Consider the following 12,950-nt stretch of genomic DNA (forward strand, 5'->3'; position numbering starts at 1 on the left):
AGTTGCCGATGGCGAGAAACTGCCTGTCGATCATTCTGGCTGCCGGCGAAGGCACCCGAATGAAATCGTCCAAATCCAAGGTGCTGCACGCGGTGGCTGGCCTGGAGATGATCCGGCACGTCGCCCGTGCGGCACGAGATGCCGGCTCGAACCGCGTTGCCGTCGTGGTCGGGCGTGACGGCGAGGCCGTCGAGGCGGCGGTCCGCCAGGATATCGCCGAGGTCGCGACCTATCCGCAGACCGAGCGCCTGGGCACGGCCCACGCGGTGCTCGCCGCGCGCGACGCTATCTCCGAAGGCTGCAACGATGTCCTCGTCTTGTTCGGCGATACGCCGCTGATCCGGCCGGAAACGCTTTCGCGCGCGCGGGCCGCACTCGCCGAAGGGGCCGAAATTTGCGTCGTCGGCTTTCGGCCCACCGATCCGACCGGCTACGGCCGGCTGATCGAAGAGAGCGGCGAGCTTGTCGCGATCCGGGAGGAAAAGGACGCCAGCGAGGCCGAACGCGCCGTCGACTTCTGCAATGCCGGCGTCATGGCGTTCGCCGGAGACCGTGCGCTCGATATGCTCGACGCGATCGGCAACGACAATGCCAAGGGCGAATATTACCTGACCGATTTGGTCGAGATCGCCCGCCGCGCCGGCCGCAGCGTCAAGGCCATCGAAGCCGATGCCGACGAGGTGCTCGGCGTCAACTCGCGGCTGGAACTCGCCGCCGTCGAAGCGCTCTGGCAGATCGCGCGGCGACGTCAGGCGATGCTCGACGGGGTGACGCTGATGGATCCGACGAGTGTGTTCTTCGCCCATGACACGAAGATCGCCGCCGACGCCTTCGTGGAGCCGAATGTCGTGTTCGGTCCGGGCGTTGCGGTGGCCGCCGGCGCCGTGATCCACGCCTTCTCCCATATCGAGGGCGCGACGATCGGCGAGGGAGCCTCGATCGGTCCGTTCGCGCGCTTGCGCCCCGGCACGCGGCTCGCGGAAAACACCAAGGTCGGCAATTTCTGCGAGGTGAAGAACGCCCAGTTCGCCACCGGCGCCAAGGTCAATCATCTCAGCTATGTCGGCGACGCGACCGTGGGCGCGAAGGCCAATATCGGCGCGGGCACGATCACCTGCAATTACGACGGCGCGCTGAAGCACCTGACCGAAATCGGCGAAGGCGCCTTTATCGGGTCGAACTCGGCGCTCGTTGCGCCGGTACGGGTGGGCGACGGCGCCTATGTCGGGACGGGCAGTGTGGTCACCGAGGATGTGCCGGATGGGGCGCTGGCCATCGCCCGCGGGCGCCAGGTGACCAAGCCCGATCGCGGCCGCCAGATCACCGAACGCAACGCGGCGGCGAAAGCCGCCATGACCGCCACCAAACGACCCGACCCGGCGTAATCTCGCGATACCAAACGTGAATCCCGGCAAGCGGCGGTGGACGCTAGAACGTCGTCCATCTCGCCGTCCCGCCGCTTCGTTCGAGCGACACATCCAAGGACCATCCCATGTGCGGAATCATCGGCATCATCAGTCGCGAACCAGTCGCGGATCGTCTCGTCGACGCGTTGAAGCGCCTGGAATACCGGGGCTATGACTCGGCCGGCGTCGCGACGCTCGAAGCAGGGGTGCTCACCCGCCGCCGGGCCGAGGGCAAGCTGGTCAACCTGGCCAAGCGTCTCGACGACGCGCCGCTCAACGGCACGATCGGCATCGGCCACACCCGCTGGGCGACCCATGGCGCGGCGACCGAGCCAAATGCCCATCCGCATGCGACCGAGGCGCTCGCCGTCGTCCACAACGGCATTATCGAGAACTACCGCGACCTCAAGGCCGAGCTCGAAGCCGAGGGCGTGACCTTCGAAAGCCAGACCGACACCGAGACGATCGCCCACCTGGTGACGCGCGAGCTCAAACGCGGCCTGTCGCCCAAGGATGCCGTCCATGCCGTGCTGGGGCGGCTGGAAGGCGCCTTCTCGCTTGGCTTCCTGTTCAACGGCGAAGAAGATCTCTTGATCGGCGCCCGCCGCGGCAGCCCGCTTGCGGTTGGCGAAGGCGAGGGCGAGATGTTCCTTGGTTCCGACGCGATAGCGCTGTCGCCCTTCACCGACACGGTCCGTTATCTGGAAGAGGGCGATTTCGTCGTCCTGACCCATGACGGGGTGGATATCTTCGACGCGCATGCCAGGCCGGTGACCCGCGAGATCCGGCGCTCTGTCGGCAAGGCGTTCTATGTCGACAAGGGCAATCACCGGCATTTCATGCAGAAGGAAATCTACGAACAGCCGGAGGTGCTGTCTCACACCCTCGGCGCTTTCGTCGATATGACGACCGGGCGAACGCGGATTCCGAACGGACAGGCGCTCGATTTCGCCAAGGTCGACCGGATGGCGCTGTCGGCCTGCGGCACCGGATACTACGCGGCACTGGTCGGCCGTTACTACTTCGAGCGTTATGCTCGGATTCCCTGCGATCTCGATGTCGCGTCGGAATTTCGCTACCGCGAAAGCCCGCTCGGCGACGTCGATCTGGCGTTGTTCGTCTCGCAGTCCGGCGAGACCGCGGACACGCTCGCCTCGCTACGCTACGCCAAGGCCGAGGGGCTGCAAATCGCCTCGGTGGTCAATGTGCAGGAATCGACCATCGCGCGTGAATCCGATTTCGTGCTGCCGACGCTGGCCGGCCCCGAGATCGGCGTCGCGTCGACCAAGGCCTTCACCTGCCAACTGATGGCGCTCGCCGCGCTGGCGATCAAGGCGGGCGTCGACCGGGGGGTGATTTCGCCCGACCGCGAACTTGAACTCACCCGTATTCTGGCCGAAGCGCCGCGGCTGACCAACGAGGCGATCCAGCTCGAAGACCGGATCGAGGTGCTGTCGCGGAACATGGCGACAAAGCGGCACGCACTGTTCCTCGGACGGGGCTTCTCCTTCCCGCTGGCAATGGAAGGTGCGCTGAAGCTCAAGGAGATCAGCTACATCCACGCCGAAGGCTACGCGGCCGGCGAATTGAAGCACGGGCCGATCGCCTTGATCGACGAGACCATGCCGGTCGTCGTCATCGCACCCCACGACCGGAGTTTCGAAAAGACGGTCTCCAACATGCAGGAGGTCGCGGCGCGCGGCGGCGAGATCATCCTGATCACCGACGTCAAAGGCGCGGCCAGCGGCGCGGTGGAGGGCGCTGAGATGATCGTCCTGCCGGACATGCCGGAAATCCTGACCCCGATCGTCTACGCGATCCCCTTGCAATTGCTCGCCTATCACACCGCCATCCAGATGGGCACGGATGTCGACCAGCCGCGCAATCTGGCGAAGTCGGTCACCGTCGAATAAGCCGAGCCGTCGTCTTCGCAATTGCGGCAATCATCTTGCAATTGCAGTGTCGGATCGCGATGTTTCAATCGCTTGGCGTCTGCGGCGCCTTTGCAGGGCGCCGTACTGGCGCTAGGGATTATTGGCGATAATGGCTCGTCTGCGTAATTATTTCCTGACCGGGTTCATCGTCTGCGCGCCGCTGGCGATCACGGCTTGGATCACTTGGTCGTTCATGGGCTGGGTCGATGGCTGGGTGAAGCCCTATATCCCGGTCCAATATCTTCCCGATTCCTATCTGCCCTTTGCCGTCCCGGGTTTCGGCCTGATCGTGGCGCTGGTGCTGATCACCTTGGTTGGCTTCCTGACCGCCAATTTCATCGGCCGGACGGTGGTCCGATGGGGCGAGCACCTGCTCAGCCGAACGCCGTTGGTGCGCTCCGTCTACACGGCGCTCAAGCAGATTTTCGAGACGGTCCTCGCCGACCGGTCGTCGTCGTTTAAGACAGCGGCACTGATGGAATATCCGCGCAAGGGCGTGTGGTGTCTCGTCTTCGTGGCGACGACCGCCCGCGGCGAGATCGCGACGGTGCTTTCCGACCAGGGCGAGGAAATGCTCGCCGTCTTCCTGCCGCCGACACCCAACCCCACGTCGGGCTTCCTGCTCTTCGTGCCGCGGGAGGACGTGCGGGTGCTCGATATGAGCATCGAGGCGGCGTTGCGGCTGGTCATTTCGGCAGGGCTGGTGTCGCCGGATGAGGTGGTGCGCCAGGACAAGCCGGTCAGCATGGCGAAAGCCTCGCGCGTGGTCGCCGCGCGCGAGAAGCGGACCGAGCGGCCGATCGAGCCGGCCGAGTAGCGCCACCGATGCTCTAACCGGAGCGCAGCAGCCGCACCGCCTCGTCCTTGCCGAACAGATAGAGGAGCGTGCGGAGCGCTTCGCCGCGCTCGGATTTCAGATCGCCGTCGGTCGCGAGGATCAACCGCGCATCATCGCGGGCTATCTCCATCAGATGGGCGTGATGTTCCATCGAGGCGATTCGGAAGAACGGCATGCCCGACTGCTGGGTCCCGAGGAGATCGCCTTCGCCGCGCAGCTTCAGATCCTCCTCGGCGATGCGGAAGCCGTCCTCGGTTTCCCGCATGACCGCGATGCGGGCCGCCGCCGTCTCGCCGAGCGGCGCGCGATATAAAAGCACGCAGGACGAGGCCTTCTCACCGCGTCCAACCCGGCCGCGCAGCTGGTGCAGTTGCGACAGGCCGAAGCGCTCGGCGTGTTCGATGACGATGATCGAGGCGTCCGGCACGTCGACCCCGACTTCGATCACCGTCGTCGCAACGACGAGTTTCGTGCGCCCGGCCTTGAAGGCGGCCATCGCGGCGTCCTTCTCCTCACCGCTCATCCGGCCGTGGACGAGCCCGACCATGTCCCCGAACAGACCCTTGAGCTGGCGAAACCGCTCCTCGGCCGCCATCAGGTCGCTCTTTTCCGATTCCTCGACCAGCGGACAGACCCAATAAAGCCGGTCGCCAGCCGCCATCGCCCGGCCGGCGCGATCGACGATCTCGTCGAGCCGCTCCATCGGTACGGCGACGGTGGTGATCGGTTTGCGCCCGGCGGGTTTGCCTTCAAGCCGCGAGACATCCATGTCGCCGAAGGCGGCAAGGACGAGGGTGCGCGGGATCGGCGTCGCGGTCATCACCAGCAGATCGGCCGCGCGTCCCTTGGCGGTCAGGCTCAGCCGTTGGTGAACGCCGAAGCGATGCTGCTCGTCGACGACGACGAGGCCGAGATCGCGGTACTCGACCCCCTCCTGAAACAGCGCGTGGGTTCCGACGACGATCTGCGCCTCGCCCGAGCCGATGGCTTCGAGTTTGGCGGCCCGCGCCTTGCCGGTATCGCGGCCGGTGAGGAGGATGATCTTTAGCCCGACCGCCTCGCAGAGCTTCGAGAGGCTATCGAAATGCTGGCGCGCCAGAATTTCGGTCGGGGCAAGCAGCGCCGATTGCGCCCCGGCCTCGGCCGCCGTTGCCATCGCCATCAGCGCGACTACCGTCTTGCCTGCGCCAACATCGCCCTGCAGCAGGCGCAGCATCCGGTCCTCGTCCGCCATATCAGCGAGGATCTCGGCGATGACACCTTGCTGGGCTGCCGTGAGAACGAAGGGAAGCGCCGCCCGAAGCCGCGCCGCAAGGGCGCCGGAGCCGGTGAGCGGGCGGCCGCGCGCCTTCTTCATGCGTTGCCGCGACAGCGCGAGAGCCAATTGGCTGGCCAGGAACTCGTCATAGGCGAGCCGGCTGAAGGCGGCGCCCTCGGGCGCCAGATCGCGTTCGTCGGACGGATCGTGCAGGCGCTTCAGCGCGGCTCCGAAGTCCGGGAAGCCGTGCTTGGCGACGATCGACGGATCGATCCACTCCCGGATCGTCGGCAGGCGCTCCACTGCCTGGCCTATCGCCTTGCGCAGGATCTTGGGCGAGAGCCCGGCGGTCATCGGATAGACCGGTTCGACCAGGGATAGTGATTCGGCTTCGTCAACCGACGCTACGAAGTCGGGATGGACCATCGACGGGCGGCCGTTGAACCACTCCACCCGGCCGGACACGATCATCGTCTCGCCGATTGGTAGGAGCTTTTCTAGCCAGCCGGATTGACCGCGGAAATAGGTGAGGGCGATCTCGCCGGTCGCGTCCTGGGCGAACACCTTGTATGGCGCCGATTTCGCCGCCCGTCCGGGCGTCTGGTGGCGGTCGATGCGAACCGTCAGCGTCACGATCCCGCCCTCCGGTGCGGTCGCGATTTCGGCGCGCTTGCGCCGGTCGATCAGGCCGGTCGGAAGGTGGAACAGGAGGTCGCGGACGCGCACGGTCTCGCCGGTTCCGACCAGCAGCGTCTGGAACTGGTTTGCGACCTTGGGTCCCACGCCTTCCAGCGTCGTCACGGGGGCAAACAGCGGGTCGAGGATCGAAGGGCGCATCGAGGGCGAGGTTTAGTCGGATATGGGCCGATGGCAAGGCTGACAGGGCCGGTCCAGCCCTATATAGAAGCCTTACTCACACGACAGGTTCGATATGACTGGTATGCAGCGCTCTTCGAGCGATCTCGACGTCCGCCGCCGCAAGGCGTTGTTCCGGTCCTGGCATCGGGGCATCCGCGAGATGGATCTGGTGCTCGGCCGTTTCGCCGACGCCGAGATCGACCGTCTGACCGACGCCGAGCTCCACGACTACGAGCAATTGATGGAAGCGCCCGACCGCGATCTTTTTCAGTGGCTGACCGGGGAAACGGCAACGCCGGCGAATTTCGACACCAGCGTGTTCCGGCGGATTCGGGACTTCCACGTGGTGGAGGAGGAGCCTCGGCCATGAGTCTGCCTGAGCCGTTGAAAAGAGCGCTGACGAAAGGCGCGGGCCTTGAGATCGGCAACGTCCTCGACGGCTACGAGGCGTTTCTTCTCGCCGATATCGCGCGCCTACGCGGCGCGAAGAAGCCGGTGGTCTACGTCATGCGCGACGGCAACCGGATTGGCGAACTCGAGGACGCGCTCAAATTCGTGGCGCCCGAGCTGCCGGTGCTGACGCTGCCTGGCTGGGATTGCCTGCCCTACGACCGGGTCGGACCCTCGGGCGAGGTGGCGGCGCGCCGCCTATCGGCGATGGCCGCGCTCGGGGCGTTGCGCCGCGAACCGCACCGCGCGCTGATTCTCACGACGGCGAACGCGCTGTTGCAGAAGATGCCGCCGGCCGCTGTTCTCGGCGAGGAAACGATCGCGGCCAAGGCCGGCAACCGCATCGCCATGGAAGACATCGTGCGCGCCCTCCAGCGCGGCGGTTTCGATCGGGTCGCCACCGTGCGCGAGCGCGGCGAATTCGCGGTGCGCGGCGGCATTCTCGATCTCTTCGCGCCGGGCGAGGAGGAGCCGGTGCGCCTCGACTTCTTCGGCGATACGCTGGAGACGATCCGCGGCTTCGACCCCGCGACCCAGCGCACGACCCGGCAATTGCAGAGCTTCGAACTCACGCCGGTCTCCGAGATCACCTTGCGCGAGGAGACGGTCAGCCGCTTCCGTACCAATTACGTCAAGCGCTTCGGCGCCGCACAGCGCAACGACGCGCTCTACAGCTCGATCAGCGAGGGCAAGCGTTTCTCCGGGATGGAGCACTGGTTACCGCTGTTCTACGAAAAGCTCGACACGCTGTTCGACTATTGCCACGGCTTTCCGATGGTTCTCGACCACCTGGCGCTCGAAGCGGTCGGCGAGCGACGCGAGACGATTGGCGATCATTACGAGTCACGCAAACGCAATGCCGGCGAGGCCAGCGGGGAGTCCATTCCCTACCATCCGGTCGATCCGGACGATCTTTATCTGTCGGAGGACGAACTGGCGGGCGGTCTGGCCAGTGCTGACCCGATCCGCCTGTCGGCCTATGGCGCGAGCGACGCCGCCAATCATGTCGTCTTCAATCTCGAGATCAGCCGAGGCCGCAATTTCGCGGCCGAGCGCGCAAGCGGCGACGTCAACGTCTTTCAGGCGGCGGTCGACCATATTGGCCGGCTGCGCGCCGACGGCAAACGCGTGCTGCTAGCGGCCTGGAGCGAGGGCTCGCGAGAGCGCCTCAGCCAGGTCGTCGAGGAACACGGGCTCGAAGGCCTGAAGCCCGTCGACAACCTCAAGAAGCTGAACGAAGCCCCCAAGAACCTCGTCGTGACCGCCGTCCTCGGCATTGAGGCGGGCTTCGAGACCCCCCATCTCGCCGTCGTCGGCGAACAGGACATTCTCGGCGACCGACTGGTGCGGCGGGGCCGCAAAAAGCGCGCCAAGAATTTCATCGCCGAGGTCTCCGGTCTCGACGAGGGCGATATCGTCGTCCATGTCGATCACGGCATCGGCCGCTTCGTCGGCCTGAAGACCATCGAGGCGGCGGGCGCGCCGCACGATTGCCTGGAACTGCGCTATGCCGGCGAGGACCGGCTGTTCCTGCCGGTAGAGAATATCGAGCTGTTGTCGCGCTATGGCGGCGAGGGCTCGGAGGCAATGCTCGACAAGCTTGGCGGCGGCGCCTGGCAGGCCCGTAAGGCCAAGCTGAAGAAGCGCTTGCTCGACATGGCGGACGGGCTGATCCGCATCGCCGCCGCGCGGCAGATGCGCGGCGCGCCGAAGCTGCTACCGCCGGAAGGGCTCACTGACGAATTCGCCGCCCGGTTCCCTTATGAGGAAACCGAGGACCAAATGAACGCCATCGACGCGGTGGCCGACGATCTGGCGCTCGGGCGGCCGATGGACCGGCTGATCTGCGGCGACGTCGGCTTCGGCAAGACCGAGGTGGCGATGCGCTCGGCGTTCATCGCGGCGATGAACGGCCTGCAGGTCGCCGTCGTCGTGCCGACCACTTTGCTGGCCCGCCAGCACTACAAGACCTTCGCGGAGCGCTTCCGCGGCCTGCCGCTGAATGTCGCACAGGCCTCGCGGCTGGTGACGTCGAAGGAACTCGCAGCGACCAAGAAGGGCGTCACCGAAGGCACCGTCGACATCGTCGTCGGCACCCACGCGCTGCTCGGCAAGGCCATCAGCTTCAAGAATCTGGGGCTGCTGATCATCGACGAGGAGCAGCATTTCGGCGTCAAGCACAAGGAGCGGCTCAAGGAGTTGAAATCCGACGTCCACGTGCTGACGCTGTCGGCGACGCCGATCCCGCGCACCTTGCAACTGGCACTGACCGGCGTTCGCGAACTGTCGCTGATCACCACGGCGCCGGTTGACCGCATGGCGGTCCGCACCTTCGTGTCGCCCTTCGATCCGCTGGTGGTGCGCGAGACCTTGCTGCGCGAGCGCTATCGCGGCGGGCAGAGCTTCTATGTCTGTCCGCGCGTCTCCGATCTGGCCGACGTAAAGGCGTTTCTCGATTCGGACGTGCCGGAGCTGAAGGTGGCGACCGCCCACGGCCAGATGGCGGCGGGTGAACTCGACGACATCATGAACGCCTTTTACGAGGGGCAATACGACGTGCTGCTGTCGACGACGATCGTCGAATCCGGTCTCGACATCCCGTCGGCCAACACGATGATCGTCCATCGGGCCGACATGTTCGGCCTGTCGCAGCTTTACCAGCTTCGCGGTCGTGTCGGCCGCTCCAAGGTGCGCGCCTACGCGTTGCTCACCATTCCGGCGAACAAGACGCCGACCAAGGGCGCCGACCGGCGGCTCAAAGTGCTGCAATCGCTCGATACGCTCGGCGCGGGCTTCCAGCTGGCCTCCCACGACCTCGACCAGCGCGGCGCCGGCAATCTGCTCGGCGACGAGCAGTCCGGCCACGTCAAGGAGGTTGGCTTCGAACTCTACCAGCAGATGCTGGAAGAGGCGGTCGCGGAGATGAAGGGCGAAGAGCTGGAGAGCGATGGCCAGTGGTCGCCGCAGATCGCGCTGGGCACCGCGGTGATGATCCCGGAGGGCTACGTGCCCGATCTGCAGCTTCGCATGACGCTCTACCGGCGGCTGGCGGACCTCTCCGACGCGCGCGAGATCGACGCCTTCGGCGCCGAGCTCATCGATCGCTTCGGGCCGTTACCGGCCGAAGTCGAACATCTCCTCAAGGTGGTGTTCATCAAGTCCCTGTGCCGCAAGGCCAATATCGAGAAGCTCGACGCCGGGCCGAAGGGCATCGTCATCACCTTCCGGGAGAAGACCTTCCCCAACCCCGGCGCGCTCGTCCGCTACATCGCCGAGCAGGGCGCGTCGGCGAAGATCCGCGCCGATCAGTCGGTCGTCCTCATCCGCGACTGGCCGACGGCGGACAAGCGGCTCAACGGCGCGGCGACGGTGGCGACCCAACTGGCGCGCTTCGCGGACGAGGTACAGAAAAAGGCTGCGTGACGGAAAGGCGGAAAGGGCCGTATCCCCCTGATGCCCCTTCCACAATTTGGCCGTCTGGGCGGGCGAAGGCGCACGGATGATCAAATATCGTCTCTCGCTTTCCCGGTCCGCCGTCAGGCAGCGTCTTTTCGCCGCGATCGCTGTGTCCCTTGCGATCGCTTCCAGCGCGCATGCCCAGGATGTCGAAGCTGACCAACGCATCGATGCCGATCTCGCAACGCTGGTCGCGATCGAGGACCGCTTGAACGCCGCTGACATTTGCCAGCCGCTCCAGTTCGATCTGCGCACGGTTTCATCGCTCGTCGGCTTGCCGATTCCCGCCTTCATTCCGATCGACACCAATCTCCGTTGGGACCAGAGCCGCCACCGGGTGACGCGTTTCGCATCGACGCCGACCGATGTCGTCCTGGATTTCCGGATGGGGTGCCAACCGAGCACCAATGGCGCGGTTCTCGACTATGTCGGCCTGTCGCCCGACAAGGTCCGGCTCGACGACGCAGTGTCCTGCAAGGGCGAGCGGATGGCGAACGGCGACCTCGATACGCTGGTCTGCACGGTGGAGGGCAAGGTCGGAAAGCTTCTCGCCAACACCATCATCGGCCTGTCCGACAAGGTCGGACGGCTCTTGCCGATGCAGTTGGCCGTAGTGGTTTCGGCCACCCTAGCACAGACGACAGTGCCGGATACCCGGACCGACGCGCCACCCGGTGCCAGCGACCCGGTCGATACCGGCGTGTCGCCGGACGCCGATACCGCGAAGCAGACGCCGACGGCGTCTCAAACGTCAGGCCAAGAGCCATGGCGGCCGCTCGTCGCCCCAGGGCGCGCTATTTTGCGTCCGGCGCCTTCCAGAACGTCGGCAGCTGATAGCCATAAAGCGGCGTCGTTTCGGGGTGCTCAATGAACTTCCAGCGGGCCAGCCACTGCTCCGGCAGGTGGAACAGCGGCACGACATAGTGGCCCGAAATCAGCACCCGGTCATAGGCGCGCACCGCGTCGACGAAGGCCTCGCGGCTACGTGCCGAGACGATCTCGTTAATCAGCTTGTCGAGGGCCGGGTCGGCGACGCCGGCGAAATTAAACGTTCCGTTGGCGTCCTTCGAGATCGATCCCCAGCGATAGACCTGCTCGGCGCCTGGCGACAGCGAGGCGCTGTAGGTCGCGATGATCATGTCGAAGTCGTAGGCTGACTTGCGCGCCTGATACTGGGCGTCGTCGACCTGCCGGATCGTCGTCTGGACGCCGATTCGGTCGAGGGTCCGCTTATAGGCGAGGCCGATCCGCTCCTGTTCCGGCGATTGCACCAGAATCTCGAACGACAGCGGCTTGCCGTCGGGACTGACGAGCGAGCGCCCCTCGAAGCGGTAGCCGGCTTCCTGGAAAGCCTTGGCCGCCGCCTGCAGCACCTTGCGATCGCTGCCGCTGCCATCGGTCGCCGGGGGCGCATAGGTCCCATCCATGACATCCGGATCAATCTGATTGGCATAGTCCGCAAGCAGCGCCTTTTCGGCCTCGGATGCCGGATTGCCGGCACTGGACAGCTCGGAATTCTGGAAGAAGCTCCCCGTCCGTTTGTAGGCGTCGTAATAAAGATTGCGGTTGGCCCATTCGAAGTCGAACAGCATCGACAGCGCCTTCCGGACCGCTCGATCCTCGAAAACCGGCCGGCGGGTGTTGAACACGAAGGCGAGCATGTTCGACGGTGCGCCGGAGGTGAAGGTCTCCTTGACGACGTCGCCGTTCGTCACCGCGGGAAAATCATAGGCCGTGCGCCAATGGTTCGGATCGCCCTCGATATAGACGTAGGACAGCCCCTTCTTGAACGCCTCGAACTGGGCGTTGGAATCGCGAAAATACTCGATGACGATGGTGTCGTAGTTGTCGACGCCTTGCTTGATGGGCAGGTCGCGGCCCCAATAATCCGGGTTCTTCTTGTAGGTGATGCGCTGGCCGGGCTCGACCTTGTCGATCAGATACGGCCCCGAGCCGGTCACCGGCTCCAATGTCGTCCGCTCAAACGTGTCGCGATCGAAGGCGTGCTCGGGAAGCACCGGCAGCCCTGAAATGAGGAGAGGAGTTTCGCGGTCGGCGGTCGCGTCGAAGGTGAAGCGAACGCCGTTTGCGCCAGCCTTCTCGATCTTGACCGCCGGCCGCAGCCAGTTGGCGTACATCGGCCGGCCATGCTCGCGCAGCATCTCGACCGTGAACAGCACGTCCTCCGGCCGGACGGGCTCGCCATCGGAAAATTTCGCCGCCGGATTGAGCTGGAATTCCACGAAGCTGCGCTCGGCGTCGGTCTCGACGGTTTCGGCAAGCAGCCCGTACATGGTGAAGGGTTCGTCCGCCGAGCGCTGCATCATAGGCTCGAAGACCAGATTGCCGAATTCCTTGTCGAACCAGATGCCCCGCGCCGTGGTCAGCGCGCCGCGCACGATCACCGGGTTGAGATTGTCGAAGGCCCCGAAGACGCCGTAACGCATCGTGCCGCCCTGCGGCGCGTCCGGGTTCACAAAGGGCAGACGCTCGAAATTCGCGAGCAGGGCCGGCTCACCCTGCATGGCGATCGCATGCTGAGGCTCGGCCGTACCGGGCACGGTGAACGCCGCGAGAAGAGCCACGACGACAGGCGCCAGGAAGCTCGCGCGGCGCTTGGCTGAAAAAAGGATCTGCATGCGGATGGACGAGCTCCCGATGGTTGTCTGCGTTTCGCGATTCTAACGGCAAAGCCCTGTCTTGCCTACCGCGACAACGGCGGGCGCAGCGCAACCGAGGCCTTCAAACGG

At 65.3% G+C, this 12,950-nt stretch carries 8 protein-coding genes; 6 read left to right on the forward strand and 2 right to left on the reverse strand.

What is annotated here, in order from left to right:
• Nucleotides 1–8: 8 nt before the first annotated feature.
• From glmU to VSX60_RS00445, 3 genes are all read left to right on the forward strand, one after another.
• Nucleotides 9–1,385: a bifunctional UDP-N-acetylglucosamine diphosphorylase/glucosamine-1-phosphate N-acetyltransferase GlmU gene (gene glmU, locus VSX60_RS00435; RefSeq protein ID WP_327622139.1), complete on the forward strand. Its 1,377-nt coding sequence runs from the start codon at nt 9–11 to the stop codon at nt 1,383–1,385.
• 107 nt (nt 1,386–1,492) lie between these two features.
• Nucleotides 1,493–3,319: a glutamine--fructose-6-phosphate transaminase (isomerizing) gene (gene glmS / locus VSX60_RS00440; protein WP_327622140.1), complete on the forward strand. Its 1,827-nt coding sequence runs from the start codon at nt 1,493–1,495 to the stop codon at nt 3,317–3,319.
• Between the two features lie 130 nt (nt 3,320–3,449).
• Nucleotides 3,450–4,157: a DUF502 domain-containing protein gene (locus VSX60_RS00445; RefSeq protein WP_327622141.1), complete on the forward strand. Its 708-nt coding sequence runs from the start codon at nt 3,450–3,452 to the stop codon at nt 4,155–4,157.
• Nucleotides 4,158–4,170: 13 nt separating this feature from the next.
• Here the strand turns inward: VSX60_RS00445 and recG are convergent, their stop codons facing one another.
• Nucleotides 4,171–6,273 carry an ATP-dependent DNA helicase RecG gene (gene recG / locus VSX60_RS00450; protein WP_327622142.1) on the reverse strand — a complete coding sequence of 701 codons (2,103 nt, stop codon included), beginning with the start codon at nt 6,271–6,273 and terminating at the stop codon, nt 4,171–4,173.
• 94 nt (nt 6,274–6,367) lie between these two features.
• Here recG and VSX60_RS00455 point away from each other — a divergent pair, with 94 nt between their 5' ends.
• The 3 genes from VSX60_RS00455 (at nt 6,368) to VSX60_RS00465 (ending at nt 11,071) form a co-directional block, all read left to right on the forward strand.
• A complete protein-coding gene (locus VSX60_RS00455) occupies nt 6,368–6,664 on the forward strand; it encodes an FAD assembly factor SdhE (protein WP_327622143.1) in 297 nt (98 codons plus the stop codon).
• A complete protein-coding gene (gene mfd, locus VSX60_RS00460) occupies nt 6,661–10,167 on the forward strand; it encodes a transcription-repair coupling factor (RefSeq protein ID WP_327622144.1) in 3,507 nt (1,168 codons plus the stop codon). Before VSX60_RS00455 ends, mfd begins: the two co-directional genes overlap by 4 nt.
• A 76-nt stretch (nt 10,168–10,243) precedes the next feature.
• Nucleotides 10,244–11,071, forward strand: a complete 828-nt coding sequence (locus tag VSX60_RS00465) for a hypothetical protein (RefSeq protein WP_327622145.1) — start codon at nt 10,244–10,246, stop codon at nt 11,069–11,071.
• On the opposite strand, the gene VSX60_RS00470 is transcribed toward VSX60_RS00465, so the two are convergent.
• On the reverse strand, nt 10,995–12,839 hold the full coding sequence (locus VSX60_RS00470) for an extracellular solute-binding protein (RefSeq protein WP_327622146.1): 1,845 nt from the start codon (nt 12,837–12,839) through the stop codon (nt 10,995–10,997). The two genes, VSX60_RS00465 and VSX60_RS00470, sit on opposite strands and share 77 nt — an antisense overlap.
• Nucleotides 12,840–12,950 lie beyond the last annotated feature (111 nt).

The sequence above is a fragment of the Aurantimonas sp. A3-2-R12 genome (assembly GCF_036016755.1).
Taxonomy (GTDB): domain Bacteria; phylum Pseudomonadota; class Alphaproteobacteria; order Rhizobiales; family Rhizobiaceae; genus Aurantimonas; species Aurantimonas coralicida_A.